This window comes from Isoptericola hypogeus (assembly GCF_039531145.1).
In the GTDB taxonomy this organism is placed as follows: domain Bacteria; phylum Actinomycetota; class Actinomycetes; order Actinomycetales; family Cellulomonadaceae; genus Isoptericola; species Isoptericola hypogeus.
On sequence record NZ_BAAAPM010000009.1, the window covers coordinates 27,189 to 43,751 of the forward strand.

Genomic DNA, 16,563 nt, shown 5'->3' on the forward strand with positions numbered 1-16,563 from the left:
TCGAAGGAGATCTCGCATGGCACGACGATCCGTCCGTCCGCGCACCGCGCGCAGCGCCGTGGCCCTTGCCACGGCGCTCGCGGCGGGGTGCGCGGGGCTGGTGGTGGCCCCCGCGGCCGCCGCGGGCCCCATACCCCATACGGCGTCGGGCACCTCGTCCGACACCGCGTCCGATCACGTCACCCTGCGCTCGCGGGCCCTCGAGGTGCGCGTCGCGGCCGACTTCCCCCGCGTGCTGAGCTACACCGATCGGGCCAGCGGCGCCACGCTGGCGGGCAGCACCCGCCCCGTGACGTCGGTGACGATCGACGGGACGGCGCACGCCGTCGTCGTCGAGCGCACCGCGACCAGCGACGACGCCGCGGCCTACCGCCTGACGTTCCCCGACCTGCCCGGCGTGCGCATCGACGCCGCGCTGCGTGTGCGGGGCCAGCAGGTCCGTTTCGAGGTCACGAAGATCGTCGACACCGCCGAGCACCGCGTCGGGACGCTCGAGATCCCCGGGCACGACCTGGTCTCGGTCTCGTCCGCCGATGCCGACGCGGCCGTGGCCAGCGCCGTCATCTCTCCGTCGCGGACCGTCAGCGGTGACACGTTCTCGAAGGTCACGGCCGACACCCCGGCCGACGCCAACCCGGTCGGCTCCGCGTACGCCTTCGTCAGCGCCAACGGACTGGCCGCGTCCGTCGTCACGAACAGCACGTACGACGAGGCGCAGGGCAAGGCCACGCGGGAGGGCAACCGGCTCCAGCGTCAGGCGTTCGCCGACGGCACCGCGAAGCGGGTGGGGCTGTGGAGCGGGGCCTGGACCTACCGGGCGCAGGGCTCGCCGGTCACCGAGGTGCTGCCGTCCGCGACCGTCGTCGTCACCGGCGACGCCAACGACGACGGCACGACCGACTGGCAGGACGGCGCCATCGCCTACCGCGACGTCGCGCCGAAGGCCAAGGGTGCCGAGGAGGTGGCCGACCGCGTCGTGACACACATCCCGTTCAACTTCGCGTCGCAGGCCACCCACCCGTTCCTGCGCACCCTCGACGACGTCAAGCACATCTCCCTCGCCACCGACGGCCTGGGCCAGATGGCGGTGCTCAAGGGCTACGGGTCGGAGGGGCACGACTCGGCCCACCCCGACTATGGCGGCCACTACAACGAGCGCGCCGGCGGGCTGACGGACATGCGCACCCTCCTGAGGTCGGGCGACGACTGGAACGCCGACTTCGGGGTGCACATCAACGCCACCGAGTCCTACGCGGAGGCGCACGCATTCTCCGAGGAGCTGGTCGACAAGGACGCCGAGGGCTGGAACTGGCTCGGTCAGTCGTACTACATCGACCAGCGGCGTGACATCAACAGCGGCGACCTCGAGTCCCGCCTCGACCAGCTGGCAGACGAGACGCGCGGCGACCTCGACATGTTGTATGTCGACGTCTACTACAGCTTCGGCTGGCAGGCGCGGGCGCTCGCAGACGCCGCGAAGTCGAACGACTTCCAGATCGCCACGGAATGGTCGGACAAGTTCGAGGCCGACTCGCTGTGGAGCCACTGGTCGGCGGACGAGAGCTACGGCGGCTCGTCCAACAAGGGACTGAACTCGCAGGTCGTGCGGTTCATCCGCAACGGCGAGAAGGACACCTGGAACCCGCACCCGCTGCTCGGCAACGCGAGCATCGTCGAGTGGGAGGGCTGGACCGGAGAGGTCGACTGGGACGCGTTCTATCAGAACATCTGGGGGCACAACCTCACCACGAAGTTCCTCCAGCACCACGAGATCCAGCGGTGGGCCGATGACGAGATCACCTTCTCGGACGGCGTCACCGCCCGCGGCACCAGCGCGGCGGACCGCGAGATCCTCGTCGGCGACGCCGTCGTCGCGCGCGGAGACACTTACCTGCTGCCGTGGAGCGCGGCCGACGCGCCCGGGGCGAAGGGCGCGGTCGCGAAGGGCGACAAGCTCTACCACTACAACCCCGCCGGCGGGGCCACGACGTGGGACCTGCCGGGTGAGCTCGCCGAGGCCCGCAACCTCACGGTGTACCGGCTGACGGACACCGGCCGCGAGAAGGTCGGGGTCGTGCCGGTCGACGACGGGCAGGTCACGGTCGAAGCGGAGGCGGGCCAGCCGTACGTGCTGTTCCCGGACGTCCCGGGCCACGGCTTCCGCACCCCGGACGCGTCGAGCGTCGAATGGGGCGAGGGCTCGTCGATCGAGAACCCGGGCTTCGATGCCGGGGACCTGGACGCCTACCGGACCTCCGGTGAGGTGACGCGCGAGCGGCTGAGCAACGGCCAGCACGTGGCGCAGCTCGGCGCGGGCGAGGCGTCGATCTCGCAGGAGCTCGGTCGGCTGGACCGCGGAAGCTACGCCGCCTCCGCCTGGATCGAGATCGAGCCGGGCGGGTCGCGGCCGACGACTCTCGAGGTCGCGGGCCGCGGCGTCGACGACGCCGAGGTGCACCTGGAGCGCTCGACCGCTCAGAACATGAACGCCGCCGATGACAAGTACGGCCGGTACTACCAGCGCGTGCAGGTGCTGTTCGACGTCGACCGCTCGGCCCGGCCGACGCTCACCGTGCGAGCGGGCGACGGCGACGCCGTCGTGCGGATGGACGACCTGAGGGTCGTCGACACCGAACGTCCCCCGTCGCCGGCGGGAGCCGGCGACGTGGTCGCCTTTGACGACTTCGAGAACGTCCCGCAGGGCTGGGGGCCGTTCACCAAGGGCGATGCCGGTGGCATCACCGACCCTCGCACCCATCTCGCGGAGAAGAACGCGCCGTACACGCAGGCGGGCTGGAACGACAAGCTCGTGGACGACGTCATCGACGGCCAGTGGTCGCTCAAGGCGCACGAGGAGAACCGCGGCCTGGTCTACCGGACCACGCCGAGCACGGTGGCGTTCGAGCCGGGTCACCGGTACCGCGTGTCCTTCGACCACCAGTCGGGGCGCAGCGGCTACTACTCCTGGGTGACCGGGTACGACTCCGTCGCGTCGGGTGAGCCGGTGAGCGTCGAGACGCGCCGAACGCCGATCGGCGAGCAACGCACGACGGCGACGTTCACCGAGGAGGTCGTGGCCTCGGCGTGCGGCGACACCTGGGTCGGCCTGCGCAAGACGGTCGGCGGAGGGAACGAGACGGACCTGATCATGGACGACTTCCTCGTCGAGGACCTCGGTGTCGCGGACGAGGTGCCGGCGTGCGCCTCGCTCGGGGTCGAGACCGAGAAGGCGTCGCTGGAGCCTGACGTCGCCAACACCGTGACGACCACGCTGCAGGTGTTCGAGCCGGCGGACGTCGCGGACGTCTCCGTGGCGCTCGACGTGCCCGACGGCTGGGAGGTCACCGCGACCGACGCCGACACCGCGGGGACGATCCAGAGCGGCGGCCAGCTGGTCACGACGTGGGAGGTCACGCCTCGCGGCGACATCACCACCGACGCGTACCCGCTGACCGCCACGGCGACGTACACCACGACGGCCGACCCCGTCGGCCCGCGGACTGTCGAGGCGCGGTCCGACGTGCACGTCGTGGTGCCGCCGGCGGCGGGCGAGCACTGGGTGAGCGACTTGCCGTTCGTGTCGGCGACGGGCGGCTGGGGACCGGTCGAGCGGGACATGTCGAACGGCGAACAGGCGCCGGGGGACGGCTCGCCGATCACCCTCCGCGGCACCGTCTACGAGAAGGGGATCGGGGCAGGCTCGCCGTCGCGGGTCCGGCTCTTCCTCGGTGAGCGCTGCGAGACGTTCACCGCCACGGTGGGCCTCGACGACAGCCAGGCCACGCGCGGCTCGGTGGCGTTCGAGGTGCTCGGCGACGACGCCTCGCTGGCGAGCACGCCCGTGCTGCGCGGCGGGGGAGCGACGCAGGACCTCGCGGTCGACGTCTCCGGCGTGCGGTACCTCGACCTCGTCGTCACCGACGGCGGGGACGGCGGCGGCAACGACCACGCCGACTGGGCCGGCGCGCAGCTGACCTGCGGCTGAGCGCTCCCGACGCACGAGACCCTGCCCCGCGGCGAGCGGGGCAGGGTCTCGAGGCGTGCGGGTGGCTCGCGGCCCGTGGTCAGCCGTCGGCGGGCGACGGGACCGGTCCGCCCACGCCCGCGCCCTCGTAGGCGCCGGCGTCCGACAGCCCGGTCGCCGAACCCCGGGCTGCGGGAGCATGGACTGCTCGGGAAGGTTCTTGGACTCTTGGTGCTCATGAACCCCGGCGTCCGCAGGTCTGCCGAGCCCGTGGTGCACTGGTCGACCTACCTCACGCCGAGTCCCGGACACCGTGGGCTCGGGCTCGTCTGCCTCGGTGCCGGCGAGCAGTGGAACCCGCCCGCACCCACCCCGGAACGCGCGCTCGGTTGCTACGCGGCCGTCCTGGTGGGGTCGGGGGAGGGCGAGCTGCTCCACGGCCCGCGCCGCCGGCTGGTCGAGGTGCGGGGCCCCGCCGTGCTCTGGTTGTTCCCCGGCGTCCTGCACGGGTACCGCCCGGCAGGTTCTGGCTGGTCGCAGGCCTGGGTGTTGTTCGACGGGCCGGCCGTCGCGGTATACGAGGCGATGGGCTACCTGGACCCCGACCTCCCGGTGCTGTCGCTCGGGCCCCGGGCGGGCGACGGCGTGGCCGGTGCCTTCGCACGGCTGCTCGCGCTGTGCCGACGTCCGGACCCGGACGCCGGCGTCCGGGCCGTGCCCGCCCTCCACGACCTGCTCGCGCACGCCCGCCGACCGTCCACCGATGCCGCGGCGTCCGACGACCACGTGCTCCTCGGGCGGTTGCGCGACGCCGCACGTCTCCCGCTGACCATGCCGGCTCACGCCGCACGTCTCGGCGTCAGCATGAGCCGGCTGCGAGACGTGACCCGGTCCATGTCGGGTCTCCCGCCGCACGAGTTCGTGCTCGGCACCCGGCTGAGCGAGGCGAAGGCGCTGTTGACCGGGTCGTCCCTCACGGTCGCCGCGATCGCCCGCCGCGTCGGGTACGACGATCCGGCCTACTTCAGCAGGCTGTTCACCCGCAGGACCGGCCTGCCGCCACGGGAGTTCCGACGCCACGGTGCGGTGATCGTCCAGGATCGGAGTCTGCCGAACGACGACCCGTCCTGACCTGCGCCCCACGAAAAGTCCAAGCAGGCGAGCGGGCGAATCCATCGAACTTCGGTCGAGGTTGTCGCAGGGTGAGGGCATGCCCCTCCCTCGCCCCGCCGAAGCTGCCACGGTGCTCGACGACACCGAGTACCTCCGAGAGATCATCGCCGTCGATGAGCCCGGAGAGACCGCGTGGGCGCACCACGGCGTCGCCGTCGCACCCGACGGCGCGATCCACACGGCGGACGCGCAGGCCCGCCACCTCGTGATCATCCGCGGTGACGACCTCGAACGGGTGCCGTTCCCGGGCACGGAGCTGCATGGTCTTGCTGTCGACGCTGACGGCGAGACCTGGATTGCCGACACCGGCTACAAGCCCGAGCGGACCACCGAAGGAGGCTACGAGGGCGATCCGGTGCGAGGGCGGGTTCTGAGGCTGAGCGGGGACGGCGACGTCAGCGCCGAGCTGGTCGGGCCCGAGACGTGGCGACCGTGCGATGTCGCGCTGTCGGCGTTCGGCGCCGACGACGCGCGGATCTGGGTCGCCGACGGGTACGGCGACAGCATGGTCTACGCCTTCACCGTCGCCGGCGATCTGCTGTGGAAGTCCGACGGTGAAGGCACCGGGACGCGGTTCCGGCAGCCCCACGCCATCGTCGTGGACTCCCGTTCGACGACATCCTCGCTTCTCGTCGCCGACCGCCTGAACCGGCGCATCGTCCGGCTCACCCTCGACGGGGAGTTCCTCGGCGACTTCGGCCAGTCTGCGCTCACCAGCCCGTCGGGGTTCGCCCTCGACGGCGAGCGGCTGCTCATCACGGAGCTCGACGGTCGGGTCGTCGCGTTCGGCCCCGACGACGAGGTGCTCGGCAGCATCGGGACGCCCCTGCGGCGACCCCCTGCGGCGTGGCCGAACGTCGCCCGCGGCGGCGCGATCGAACGGCCCACGTCACTCGGAGAGTTTCGCGCGCCGCACGGAATCGCGGCCACCGCCGATGGCCACGTCATCGTGACGGAGTGGGTGATCGGCGGCCGCATCACCCGGCTCGTGCCGAGGGCGTCCGCGTAGCCGTCGCCGGTTCCCCTGCCCATGGCAGGAAACGCCCTCTCAGGAAGGCACCACCGTTCAGAGACCGTCTTGATCGTGCCAGTGCTCCTGCCAGCGCCAGTCGATCGGCTCGGACGCGCGCTGGTACCGGATGTCGGTCGAGAGGCGCATCTTCCCGCCGGCGTCGACGTTGTCGAGGCCCGCGTGCACGATGTGCGCCGAGTGCACCATCACGTCGCCGGCCGCGTAGTCGGTCACGAGCCAACGCGCGTCGTACTCGTCGGCGAGGCCGGGCAGGTCGGCGGTGATCGACGCGGCCGGCCGGCGCAGCAGCCCGGCGGCCTCCTGCGCCATGACCCGGTGGTGGCTGCCCTCGAGGTAGGCAAGTCCGCCACGCTCGAGGGGGATGTCGCCGAGCGGGATCCACATCGAGAGCACGCGGTCGGTGCCCTCCCGCAGGTAGACGAGGTCGTAGTGTGCCTGCGTCGCCGTTCCGAGGCCGCGATCGCCCGGCTTCGTGTGCCTGATGATCTTGCGCTTGTGCAGGTGCACCTCGTCGTCGAGCAGCCACGCGAACCAGTCGGCGACGCGCGGCGCCGCGCACAGCGCCTGGTACTCGGCCCCCGGCACGACGTCGTCGTAGAGGATCCGCCGGTAGGAGCCTCGGTCGACGTCCCGGTCGGCCGCGATGCCGTCCGCCGGGTCGCTGCCGTCGGCGATGAGCCCGGCAGGCGTGAGCGCCTCGAAGTAGTAGCGGCGGAAGGCGAGCACCTCGGCCGGGTCGAGATGGTCGGTGAGGTAGAGGTAGCCGTCGCGGCGCAGCCTGGCCCAGAGCGCGTCCCGGTCGTCGCGCTCGTCCATGGGTACCGGCTCGAGCCGGGCGAGGCGGGTCGGGTCGTCGTCGAGCACGTAGCCGTTCGAGGTGAGCATGGCTCCATGGTCGGCGACGCTGATCCGCGACATCCATGGATCCGCGGCACGCATCCCTTGGACTATCGTGCCGAGGTGGTCTCGAGCTGGGCGCAGTACGCCGCGCCGACACCCCTGCTGCGCGACCACGGCCTCGTGTGCCTCGGCGCCGGCGAGCAGTCCGATGCCCGCACGGGGTTCTCGAACCGGCGTCTGGACAGCCATGCCCTCGTGTTCGTGAGCAGCGGCGCCGGCGAGTACCACGATCGACGTGTGGGACGACGCACGGTGAGTTCCCCCGCGGTCATCCGGGTGCCGCCGGGGCGGCTGCACGGCTACGGTCCCGCACCCGACGGATGGACCGAGCACTGGTTGTTGTTCGACGGCGTCACGGTGCGCGCGCTGCTCGACCTCGGTGCGTTCGACACCCGGCGTCCGGTGGCTCAGCTCCGCCAGATGCCGGCCGAGGTGCCGGAGTTCTTCGCCGAGCTGCGCGGCGTGCTCGAATCGGCCCGCCGGTCGGCGCGCGTCACGGCGTCGGCACTCTGTCTGCGGCTCATCGCGCTGGCCGCGGAGGTCGAGATCCACGACGAAGACGCGGACCGGGTTGCCGACCGCGTGATCGCGGCCCTGCGCGAGCACGCCGCCGACCGCATCGAGATCGCCGAGCGTGCGCGGCGCCTCGGCCTCTCCCCGGCGACGCTGCGCGCGGTCGTCCACGAGGCCACCGGGCGGTCTCCGCACGAGTTCATCGTCACGACCCGCATCGAGCGAGCGCAGGACCTCCTCGTGCGTACCGAGCTGCCCGTGGGTGCCATCGGTGCGGCGGTGGGATACGACGACCCGGCATTCTTCTCACGGCTGTTCGCCCGTAAGGCGGGTGTTCCGCCGACGGAGTTCCGAGCGCAGCACACCAGGCGACCGCCGAGCCCCTGACCGCGAGTCCGGGCGCGCTCGACGGTCGCCGCCGTCGGTCAGCCGTCGGCCGGCAGCATCGGGCTCCCCGTCTCCAGCAGCGTCTTGAGGCCGGACAGGACCGTCGTCCAGCCCTCGCCGGAGACGCCGCGCGCGGTCCGGGGCGAGCCCTCGAGGCGGTCGTGCGTGACGGTCAGCAGGCAGAGCCCGCCGTCGCGGGGCTCGATCTGCCAGGTCACCCGACTCTCGGGCTCGTCGGCGAGGTCCGGGTCGTAGAGGGACCGCCAGCCGTGGACCAGGCGGTGGGGCGGGTCGAACTCGTACACGGCGTCGTCGCCCCACGACTGCCCGTCGGGCCCGCGGGAGGTGTAGCGCTCAGGGGTGACGTCGATCCGCGCCCCGTGGAAGTACTGCGTGGTGAAGGCCGGCGAGGTGATCGCCTCCCAGAGCCGTTCCGGCGTCGTGCGGATGACGATCTGATAGACCTGCTCGGTCGCGAGGTCGTGGTCGGTGGTGCTCATCAGCCCTCCTCGGGGCTTGCCCCCTCCAGCAGGGGCACCAGGCCGGCCAGGGTGGCGACCTGCGGCTCGGTGTACTTGTCGATCCACCGGTCGTGGACCAGCCGGATCGGCACCGGGTTGAGGAAGTGCAGCGTCTTGCGGCCCTGCTTCCTGGTGACGACGAGCCCGGCGTCCGAGAGCACCCGCAGGTGCTTCATCACGCCGAACCGGGTCATCGCGAACTCCTCCTCGAGCTCGGTGAGCGACTGCCCGCCCCGCGCGTGGAGCAGGTCGAGCAGCCGCCGTCGGGACGAGTCGGCGAGGGCGCGGAACACGGCCTCCTGCGTCTCGTCGTCGGGCGTCATCCGTTCACCATAGGTGACCATATGGTCACATGTCAACGGACCCGGGGCCAAGGGATGAAGATGACGCCTTGATCCGCGGATCGCTCATTTTCGCTCACTCATATGGTTGGATGGGCCACGACGACGTACCCCGATCGACCCGCGAGGAGAACGATGACCGAGACACCATCGCCCGGACGCGTTCCCGGCGCCGACATGGCCGCCGAGCTGGCATCCCAGCCCGAGACCTGGGAGCGCGCGGCGGAGCTCGCGGTCGCCGGGGGAGCGGCGCCCGCAGCGGGCGCGCGCGTGGCCGTGATCGGCTGCGGCACCTCCTGGTTCATGGCGCAGTCCTACGCCGTGGCGCGCGAGGCCTCCGGCCAGGGCGAGACCGACGCGTTCACCGCCTCCGAGGCCTTCGTCGACCGCGGCTACGACGCCGTGGTCGCGATCACCCGGTCGGGCACCACGACCGAGGTGCTCGAGCTCGTCGAGCGCCTGCGCGGCCGGGTGCCCACCCTCGGCATCGTCGGCGACACCGGCTCCCCGTTCGTCGACCTGGTCGACGAGCTGGTGGCGCTGCCGTTCGCCGACGAGCGGTCCGTGGTGCAGACGCGGTTCGCGACGACGGCCCTCGCCTACCTGCGCGCCACCCTCGGCCAGGACCTCGCGCCCGCCGTCGCCGACGCGCGCGCGGCGCTCGCCGAGGCGGCCCCGGACGTGCTCGTCGACGCCGAGCAGCACACCTTCCTCGGCGCCGGGTGGACGGTCGGGCTGGCGCACGAGGCCGCGCTGAAGATGCGCGAGTCGGCCCAGTCGTGGACCGAGTCGTACCCCGCGATGGAGTACCGCCACGGGCCGATCGCGATCGCCGCGCCGGGGCGCGTCACGTGGGCGTTCGGCACGATGCCGGCCGGCATCGACCGCGACACCGCGGCCACCGGCGCGCACTACGAGCACCGCGCGGCCGACCCGATGGCGGAGCTCGTCCGCGTGCACGCGGTCGCCCTGGAGCGCGCCCGGCGCCGCGGGCTCGACCCGGACCAGCCGCGCAACCTCACCCGCTCGGTCGTGCTCGAGGGCGCGTGAGCCGATCATGAGCGCAGGGCCCGAGGTCTCGCTCGGCCCGGGGGCGGCGGTCCTCGCCGTCGACGTGGGCGGCACCGACACGAAGTCGGCCCTGGTCGACGGGTCGGGAGTCGTCCGCGAGGTGCTGCGCCGGCCGACCCCGCGCGACGCCGGGCGGACCGGCGAGCGCGTGGTCGACGAGGCCGCCGCGGTCGCCGCCGAGCTCGCCGCCCGCCACCCGGACGTGACGCCGCGCGCGCTGGGCCTCGTGGTCCCCGGCATCGTCGACGACGAGCGTGGCGTCGGCGTCTGGTCGGAGAACCTCGGCTGGCGGGACGCGCCGTTCGCCGAGGCGGCGTCCGCGCGTCTCGGGCTGCCCGTGTCTCTGGGCCACGACGTCGCCGCCGCGGGGTGGGCCGAGTACCGGCTGGGCGCCGCCGCGGGGTACCGCGACGCGCTCGTCGTCACGCTGGGCACCGGGATCGCGGCCGCGGTGCTGCTCGACGGGCGTCCGTACCGTGGCGGTGGCCTCGCCGGCGAGATCGGGCACGCACGCGTCGCCGACGGCCCCGACTGCGTCTGCGGCGGGCGCGGCTGCCTGGAGGCGGTCGCCTCGGCGGCGGCGATCGCGCGCCGGTACACCGACGCGAGCGGGATCCAGGTGCCCGGGGCGCGCGACGTGCTGGCCGCGATGGAGGACGGCGACGCGGTGGCCCGGGCCGTGTGGGACGAGGCCCTCGACGCCCTGGCCCTCGGGCTGTCGCACGTCGTCGCGCTGCTCGCCCCGCAGGCGATCGTGCTCGGCGGCGGGCTCTCCCACGCGGGCGACACCTTGCTCGCGCCGCTGGCCGAGCGGCTCGGCGCGCTGCTGACGTTCCACCGGCGGCCCGCGCTGGTGCCCGCGCGGCTCGGCGGCGACGCGGGCGTGCTGGGCGCCGCGCTGCGGGCCAGGGACGTGGCGCCGTCTGCGGGAGGCGGAGCGTGATCCTCACCGTCACCCCGAACCCCGCGATCGACGTCACCTACGCGGTCGACGGGCTCGCGCCCGGCGCATCCCTGCGCGTCGACGCCCCCGCCGTGCGGGCGGGCGGCAAGGGCGTCAACGTGGCCCGCGTCCTGACGCAGGTCGGCACCGACGCGCTCGCCGTCGTCACCGCCGGCGGCGAGACGGGCCGCGAGCTGGCGGCGGAGCTGGCCACGTCCGGCCTGGCGCACCGCGTCGTGCCCGTCGCCGGCGCGACCCGCCGCAGCGTGGCGCTCGTCGACCGCGCCGCGGGCGACACCACCATCCTCAACGAGCGGGGGACAGAGCTCGCCGCCGCCGAGCTCGACGCGCTCCGGGCCGCCGTCGTCGAGCTCCTTGGCGCGGAAGGTCCCGGCCGGGTGTCGTGCCTCGTCGTCTCCGGCAGCCTGCCGCCGGGCGCGCCCGCGGGCCTCGACGCCGGTCTCGTGACCGCCGCGCACGACGCCGGCGTCCCCGCCGTCGTCGACGCCGTCGGGCCGCCGCTCCTGGCCGCCTGCGCCGTGGGGGTCGACCTGGTCAAGCCCAACCGCGAGGAGCTCGTCGCCACGACGGGCACCGCCGACCCGGTGGCCGGCGCCCGCGCGCTGCTGGAGGCCGGAGCCCGGCGCGTCGTCGTCACGCTCGGCCCGGACGGGATGATCGTCGTCGACGCAGACCGCCCGGGCGACGTGCTGCGCGCGCGGCTGCCGCGCGCCCTGCGCGGCAACCCCACGGGCGCGGGCGACGCCGCCGTAGCCGCCGCCGCCGTCTCCCTCGCCGACCGCACGCCCGGGCAGCCCGACCTGGCCGCGCTGCTGCGCCGCGCCGTCGCGTGGTCCGCGGCCGCCGTCCTCGCGCCGCTCGCGGGCGAGCTCGACCCGGCGTACCGCGCGCTCGAGCGCGACGTCGTCCTCACCCGTTCCTGAAGCCCCGAGACACCCCACGACGAGGAGCTCCGCATGCCCCAGATCCCTACCGCCGACCTCCTCGCCGCGGCCGTCGCCGGCGGCACCGGGGTGGGGGCGTTCAACGTCGTCCACCTCGAGACGGCCGAGGCGCTCGTCGCCGCGGCGGAGGAGACCGGCCGGCCCGTGGTCCTGCAGCTCTCGCAGAACTGCGTGACCTACCACGGCTCGCTGGACCCGCTCGCGCTCGCGTGCCTGGAGCTCGCGCACGCCTCGCGGGCGGACGTCGCCGTGCACCTCGACCACGCGGAGGACGAGGACCTGGCCCGGACGGCGATCGACCTGGGCTTCGGCTCGGTGATGTTCGACGGGTCGACGCTGGAGTACGCGCAGAACGTGGCCGCGACGGCGCGCGTCGTGACCTACGCGCACGCCGCGGGCGTCGCCGTCGAGGCGGAGCTCGGCAGGGTCGGCGGCAAGGACGGCGCGCACGCGCCCGGCGTCCGCACGGATCCCGACGAGGCGGCGGCGTTCGTCGCGGACACGGGGGTGGACTCGCTCGCGGTGGCCGTCGGCTCGTCGCACGCGATGACCGAGCGCACCGCCGCCCTCGACCTCGACCTCGTCGCGGCGCTCCGCGCGGGGCTCGACGTGCCCCTCGTGCTGCACGGCTCGTCCGGGGTCCCCGACGACGTGCTCGCGTCCGCGATCCGCGCGGGGATGACCAAGATCAACGTGTCCACGCAGCTGAACAAGCACTTCACCGCGGCGGTGCGCGGCTACCTGGCGGAGCACCCGGACGTCGTCGACTCCCGGAAGTACGTGCGCGCCGGCCGGGACGCCGTCACCGCGGAGGCCGCGCGCCTGCTGAGGTTGTTCGCCGGGGCGTGAGCCCAGCGTGCGCGCAGCGACATGCCGGTGATGGCCGACCGTGATGAGTGGCGGGGGAAGGGCCTCGGGGAGGCCGTGCGCGACCGCATCGCGGAGGGGTGGGCCGACCTCAAGCCGGGGAGCAGTGGGATCACTCTGGCGGAGGCTGTCGAGGCGGCCCGATGAACCCCGAGGTGAGCGGTGACCGGATCCTCCCAACGAGGGGGCACGGTCACTGACAGGTGGTGGGCGGCGCGTCGCCCGGCGGCGTGGTCCAGCGCAGGTCGGCGCCCATGCTGCCCGACCCGTCGCCGCCGTCCGCGAACAGGGTCACGCGGCGCTCGTCGGCCGCGCCGCGGGGCGTCACCCGCCACCAGCCCTCGCCGAGCGGCTCGACGGCGTACTCGTCCGCCGGCTCCGCGCACCGGTTGTCCACCGGCGCGCCGCTCACCCGAAGCTCCGTGAACGTGGCGACCGGGACCCGCACGTAGACCTCTGCCGGTGACCCGACCGACGGCGGGTGCTCGTCGGCGCCGTCCGCGCACCCCGTCGCGTTGCAGAAGGAGTGCGGGTAGATCAGCAGGGCCTCACCCGCGTGCCGGACCTCGAACGGCGGCGGCTGCTCGACCTCGACCTCCGTGGCGGGCCACTCGCCGTGCGCGGTCGTCGCCGTGGGCGACGGGACCGCCGACGGCGCGGCCGCCGGCGGCAGGGTCGCGAACCCCTCGCCGGCGCACGCGCCGAGGAGCGCGACGAGCAGGACGACCGTCGCGAGCGTCGGCGGACGGGGGAGGCGTGGCCGCGTCATCGGGGCTCCTGGCTGCTCGGGGCGTGCTGCGTGCGACGTCACCCCGACTGTGTCGCGGCGGCGTGGTCGCTTGCGGTCATCCCCGGGGGACGCTCGTCACCGTCGTGAGCAGGAAGGCGGAGTCCTCCCGCGCGAGGACGGCGTGCCGGTCGTGGGTGAGCACGCGGATCTCGCCCGCGGTCACCTCGTCGTGACCGTCGAGGGCGGTGACGCGCACGCGCCCGCGCAGGACCAGGATCGACGCAGCGGGGGGCGAGTTGTGCTCCCCGAGCTCGGTGCCGGAGGCCAGCGCGATGACGGTCTGCCGCAGCGGGCCGTCGTGAAGCAGGACCTCGGCGCTGCGGCCGTTCTCGGCGGCACGCGCCTTGGCGAGATGGGTCGCGGTCAGGGCGTCGAGGTTCGACATGGGGGCTCCGTTCGTCGCGGCCCTTGGATGCTATCGGCTGGCTGCGCCGTCCAGCAGGCCGAGCTGCTCGAACGCCCGCGCCACGCCGCCGTCAGCCGGCCCGGGCACCACCAGGTCCGCCTCCGCGAGCAGCGGGGCGGGCGCCCCCTCGATCGCCACCGCGGTGCCGGCGTAGGCGAGCATCTCCAGGTCGTTGTGGCCGTCCCCGACGGCGACGACGTCCGCGGCCGTGAGCCCGAGGGCCGTCACGACCGTCTCGATACCGACCGCCTTGTGGATCCGGGCGAGGTGGATCTCGCCCGCGCTGTCGCCGAAGTCGGCGTACGAGCTGGGCAGCACACCGATCTCGGGGCCGAAGAGGGCACGCAGCCCCGCGATCGGGACGGGCGAGTCGACGTAGCTGATCTTGGCGAACCGGACGGCGGACAGGTCGCCCGGCATGCGCAGCACGTCGAGGATCTCCTGCGGGGCAGCGGACCGCGCCGCGGTGAACCGGGCGTCGACCCCGACGGGCCCGTAGATCGCCTCGGGGGTCTCGAGCAGGTACGCGACGTCGTGCTCGTCGAGCACGTGCCGCACCGCGGTCGCGAGGTCGTCCGGGAACCGCTCGTCGGCGAGGACCTGCCCGTCCAGGCTCACGTAGGCGCCGGCGGCTGCGACGACGCCGTCGAAGCCGGCGGCGAGGATCGGGGCCGGGAGCATCGACACCGGCCGGCCGGTGCACAAGAGCACCCGGTGGCCCCCGCGCCGGGCGGCGCGCACCGCGTCGGCGTGCGCCTCGGGCACGGTGCCGTGGTCGGCATAGGTGCCGTCCACGTCCAGGAAGATCGCGCGCTTCGGCGAACCAGTCACGGGCGCCAGACCTCCAGAGCTTCGACGGCGCGGGAGCGTCCAGCCTAACCGCGGCTCGGCCTCGCTCCTGTCGGTGGGCCGTGGTTGCATGCGGCGGTGGCCTCCACGACACGGGACGACCTCTGGGCGATGATCCACGCCGAGCGCGCGGCGCTCGCCGGCGACCTCGCAACCCTGGACGACGCCGCGTGGCGGGCCCCGTCGCTCTGCGCCGGGTGGGACGTCGAGGACGTCGTCGCCCACCTGACCGCGGGAGCGAGCATCGGCCGGTGGGCCTGGCTCCGCAGCATCGTCGCCGCCCGTTTCGACGCCGACCGGCACAACGCCCGCCGGCTGGCGGAGCGCCGCGGAGCGACGCCGGCCGAGACGCTGGCGCGCTTCCGCGCCGTCGTGGACAGCCGCGTCGCGCCGACCGGCGACACCGCCGCGTGGCTGGGCGAGGTCGTCGTCCACGGCCAGGACGTGCGGACGCCGCTCGGCATCGCGACGACGCCGTCCCTGGAGGCCATGACCGAGGTGGCGCGGTTCTTCGCGGGCCGGGACTTCGCCGTCAACAGCCGGAGCATGGTCGCCGGGCTGCGCCTGGAGGCGACCGACGGCCCGTTCGCGCACGGCGCCGGGCCCATGCTACGCGGCAGCACCCTCGCCCTGACCATGGTGATGGCGGGCCGCTCCAGGTTCCTCGGTGAGGTGACCGGTGACGGCGTCGCGATCGTGCGCGCGCGGATGCCCGTCTCGCACTGAGCGCCGGGCCGGGGCTGTGGCAGCTGGCCCGCGGCACCGCGCTACGAGTAGAGCGCGGCGAACTCCTCCGACGGCGCGATGGGCGTGACGATGTCGACGAGCGCGCCGTCGGGCCCGGCCACGATGAAGTGGCGCTGGCCGAACTCCTCGTCGCGCAGGGGCAGCAGGAGGTCGTGCCCGCCGTCGGCGACGACCCGGGTGTGCACGGCGTCGACGTCGTCCACCTCGACCGTGACCAGGACGCCGGCGGCACGGGCGCCGCGGGCGCGCTCGGGGATCGTGGCGTGGTCGGCGTCGACGACGGCGAGCTCGGCGTCCCCGGAGCGGAGGCTGACGTACCAGTCGGAGGTGAAGGTGGGGGACATGCCCAGCAGCTCGGCGTAGAACCGGGCCGCGGCGGGCACGTCGGACGAGGCGAGGACGGGGTAGAGGCTGGTGATCACGATGGGCTCCCGGTCGGTTGGATACATACGGTGTGTACGTATCTATACATTCACAATGTCGGTAACCTGTCAACCATGCCCAGGAGGACGAAGGCGGAAAGCGAGGCGACGGCGGCCGCGGTCCTCGCCGCCGCGCGGAACCTGTACGCGCGGCGTGGGTACGCCGCGGTGGCGGTGGAGGAGGTCGCGGCGGCGTGCGGCGTCACGCGCGGCGCCGTCTACCACCACTTCGGCAGCCGCGCCGGGCTGTTCGCCGCCGTGCACGCGGACGTGACGGCCGCTGTCGCCGCCGAGATCGAGCGGGCGACCGAGCGGGAGCGCGACCTGTGGGCGAGCCTCGAGGCCGGCTGTCGCGCGTTCCTCGCCGCGGTGGTGGCGGACGACGCGCGTCAGGTGGTGCTCGTCGACGGGCCCGCCGTGCTCGGCTGGGCGCGGTGGCGCGAGGACGACGCCCGCAGCTCGGGCCGGCTGCTGGACGAGGTGCTGGACGGGCTCGCCGAGGCCGGGCTCGTCCGTGCGGCCGACGTCCGGGCGACCGCCGCCCTGCTGTCCGGCGCCATGAACGAGGCGGCGCTGTGGGTGGCCGCCGCGCCGGACCGCGACCGGGCCCTCGAACAGGCCTGGGAGGCGTTGCGCCGGTTGCTGCGGGGGATCGAGGCCTGATTCGTCCG

General features: G+C 73.9%; 17 protein-coding genes. 10 read left to right on the forward strand and 7 right to left on the reverse strand.

All coding sequences use genetic code 11. The features are described 5' to 3' along the window. Positions 1–16 precede the first annotated feature (16 nt). The 3 genes from ABD254_RS18100 (at position 17) to ABD254_RS18110 (ending at position 6,146) form a co-directional block, all read left to right on the forward strand. Complete coding sequence (locus ABD254_RS18100; protein WP_344250110.1) at positions 17–3,985, forward strand: endo-alpha-N-acetylgalactosaminidase family protein; 3,969 nt, start codon at positions 17–19, stop codon at positions 3,983–3,985. A gap of 216 nt (positions 3,986–4,201) precedes the next feature. Further along, positions 4,202–5,095, forward strand: a complete 894-nt coding sequence (locus ABD254_RS18105; RefSeq protein ID WP_344250111.1) for a helix-turn-helix domain-containing protein — start codon at positions 4,202–4,204, stop codon at positions 5,093–5,095. A 79-nt stretch (positions 5,096–5,174) separates the two neighbouring features. Next, positions 5,175–6,146: an NHL repeat-containing protein gene (locus tag ABD254_RS18110; protein ID WP_344250112.1), complete on the forward strand. Its 972-nt coding sequence runs from the start codon at positions 5,175–5,177 to the stop codon at positions 6,144–6,146. A 57-nt stretch (positions 6,147–6,203) separates the two neighbouring features. On the opposite strand, the gene ABD254_RS18115 is transcribed toward ABD254_RS18110, so the two are convergent. Beyond that, positions 6,204–7,055 (reverse strand): phytanoyl-CoA dioxygenase family protein, encoded by an 852-nt coding sequence (locus ABD254_RS18115; protein WP_344250114.1) that lies wholly within the window; start codon positions 7,053–7,055, stop codon positions 6,204–6,206. 75 nt (positions 7,056–7,130) lie between these two features. On the opposite strand from ABD254_RS18115, the gene ABD254_RS18120 reads away from it, so the two are divergent. Then, positions 7,131–7,970, forward strand: a complete 840-nt coding sequence (locus ABD254_RS18120) for a helix-turn-helix domain-containing protein (protein WP_344250115.1) — start codon at positions 7,131–7,133, stop codon at positions 7,968–7,970. Between the two features lie 38 nt (positions 7,971–8,008). Here ABD254_RS18120 and ABD254_RS18125 read toward each other — a convergent pair whose 3' ends face one another. Then, positions 8,009–8,470, reverse strand: coding sequence for an SRPBCC family protein (locus ABD254_RS18125; protein ID WP_344250116.1), 462 nt, complete (start codon positions 8,468–8,470; stop codon positions 8,009–8,011). After that, positions 8,470–8,814, reverse strand: coding sequence for an ArsR/SmtB family transcription factor (locus ABD254_RS18130; RefSeq protein ID WP_344250117.1), 345 nt, complete (start codon positions 8,812–8,814; stop codon positions 8,470–8,472). The genes ABD254_RS18125 and ABD254_RS18130 overlap by 1 nt, the downstream gene beginning before the upstream one ends. A 153-nt stretch (positions 8,815–8,967) precedes the next feature. On the opposite strand from ABD254_RS18130, the gene ABD254_RS18135 reads away from it, so the two are divergent. The 4 genes from ABD254_RS18135 to ABD254_RS18150 are packed head-to-tail and all read left to right on the forward strand — an operon-like array spanning position 8,968 to position 12,660. Further along, positions 8,968–9,882 (forward strand): SIS domain-containing protein, encoded by a 915-nt coding sequence (locus ABD254_RS18135; protein WP_344250118.1) that lies wholly within the window; start codon positions 8,968–8,970, stop codon positions 9,880–9,882. 7 nt (positions 9,883–9,889) lie between these two features. Then, entirely contained in the window at positions 9,890–10,846 is a 957-nt protein-coding gene (locus tag ABD254_RS18140) for an ROK family protein (RefSeq protein ID WP_344250119.1), read from the forward strand. After that, entirely contained in the window at positions 10,843–11,790 is a 948-nt protein-coding gene (locus tag ABD254_RS18145; RefSeq protein WP_344250120.1) for a 1-phosphofructokinase family hexose kinase, read from the forward strand. Before ABD254_RS18140 ends, ABD254_RS18145 begins: the two co-directional genes overlap by 4 nt. 33 nt (positions 11,791–11,823) lie before the next feature. Then, the gene (locus ABD254_RS18150; RefSeq protein ID WP_344250121.1) at positions 11,824–12,660 is read left to right on the forward strand and encodes a class II fructose-bisphosphate aldolase; all 837 of its coding nucleotides are present in this window, start codon (positions 11,824–11,826) and stop codon (positions 12,658–12,660) included. A gap of 211 nt (positions 12,661–12,871) precedes the next feature. Here ABD254_RS18150 and ABD254_RS18155 read toward each other — a convergent pair whose 3' ends face one another. From ABD254_RS18155 to ABD254_RS18165, 3 genes are all read right to left on the reverse strand, one after another. After that, positions 12,872–13,447 (reverse strand): hypothetical protein, encoded by a 576-nt coding sequence (locus ABD254_RS18155; RefSeq protein WP_344250122.1) that lies wholly within the window; start codon positions 13,445–13,447, stop codon positions 12,872–12,874. 76 nt (positions 13,448–13,523) lie between these two features. Continuing rightward, positions 13,524–13,853, reverse strand: coding sequence for a cupin domain-containing protein (locus ABD254_RS18160; RefSeq protein ID WP_344250123.1), 330 nt, complete (start codon positions 13,851–13,853; stop codon positions 13,524–13,526). A gap of 30 nt (positions 13,854–13,883) precedes the next feature. Next, complete coding sequence (locus ABD254_RS18165; RefSeq protein WP_344250124.1) at positions 13,884–14,705, reverse strand: HAD hydrolase family protein; 822 nt, start codon at positions 14,703–14,705, stop codon at positions 13,884–13,886. A 96-nt stretch (positions 14,706–14,801) separates the two neighbouring features. On the opposite strand from ABD254_RS18165, the gene ABD254_RS18170 reads away from it, so the two are divergent. Further along, complete coding sequence (locus ABD254_RS18170) at positions 14,802–15,449, forward strand: maleylpyruvate isomerase family mycothiol-dependent enzyme (protein WP_344250125.1); 648 nt, start codon at positions 14,802–14,804, stop codon at positions 15,447–15,449. Positions 15,450–15,490: 41 nt separating this feature from the next. Here ABD254_RS18170 and ABD254_RS18175 read toward each other — a convergent pair whose 3' ends face one another. Continuing rightward, positions 15,491–15,892 carry a VOC family protein gene (locus ABD254_RS18175; RefSeq protein ID WP_344250126.1) on the reverse strand — a complete coding sequence of 134 codons (402 nt, stop codon included), beginning with the start codon at positions 15,890–15,892 and terminating at the stop codon, positions 15,491–15,493. Positions 15,893–15,967: 75 nt separating this feature from the next. Between ABD254_RS18175 and ABD254_RS18180 the strand changes: the two genes are divergently transcribed. Continuing rightward, complete coding sequence (locus tag ABD254_RS18180) at positions 15,968–16,555, forward strand: TetR/AcrR family transcriptional regulator (protein ID WP_344250128.1); 588 nt, start codon at positions 15,968–15,970, stop codon at positions 16,553–16,555. Positions 16,556–16,563: the final 8 nt, after the last annotated feature.

Excerpts from the sequence above, each read along its gene's own strand:
- ABD254_RS18100 (WP_344250110.1), top strand. The coding sequence starts at position 17 with ATGGCACGACGATCCGTCCGTCCGCGCACCGCGCGCAGCGCCGTGGCC.
- ABD254_RS18105 (WP_344250111.1), top strand. The coding sequence starts at position 4,202 with ATGAACCCCGGCGTCCGCAGGTCTGCCGAGCCCGTGGTGCACTGGTCG.
- ABD254_RS18110 (WP_344250112.1), top strand. The coding sequence starts at position 5,175 with ATGCCCCTCCCTCGCCCCGCCGAAGCTGCCACGGTGCTCGACGACACC.
- ABD254_RS18115 (WP_344250114.1), bottom strand. The coding sequence starts at position 7,055 with ATGCTCACCTCGAACGGCTACGTGCTCGACGACGACCCGACCCGCCTC.
- ABD254_RS18125 (WP_344250116.1), bottom strand. The coding sequence starts at position 8,470 with ATGAGCACCACCGACCACGACCTCGCGACCGAGCAGGTCTATCAGATC.
- ABD254_RS18130 (WP_344250117.1), bottom strand. The coding sequence starts at position 8,814 with ATGACGCCCGACGACGAGACGCAGGAGGCCGTGTTCCGCGCCCTCGCC.
- ABD254_RS18135 (WP_344250118.1), top strand. The coding sequence starts at position 8,968 with ATGACCGAGACACCATCGCCCGGACGCGTTCCCGGCGCCGACATGGCC.
- ABD254_RS18140 (WP_344250119.1), top strand. The coding sequence starts at position 9,890 with ATGAGCGCAGGGCCCGAGGTCTCGCTCGGCCCGGGGGCGGCGGTCCTC.
- ABD254_RS18150 (WP_344250121.1), top strand. The coding sequence starts at position 11,824 with ATGCCCCAGATCCCTACCGCCGACCTCCTCGCCGCGGCCGTCGCCGGC.
- ABD254_RS18155 (WP_344250122.1), bottom strand. The coding sequence starts at position 13,447 with ATGACGCGGCCACGCCTCCCCCGTCCGCCGACGCTCGCGACGGTCGTC.
- ABD254_RS18160 (WP_344250123.1), bottom strand. The coding sequence starts at position 13,853 with ATGTCGAACCTCGACGCCCTGACCGCGACCCATCTCGCCAAGGCGCGT.
- ABD254_RS18180 (WP_344250128.1), top strand. The coding sequence starts at position 15,968 with ATGCCCAGGAGGACGAAGGCGGAAAGCGAGGCGACGGCGGCCGCGGTC.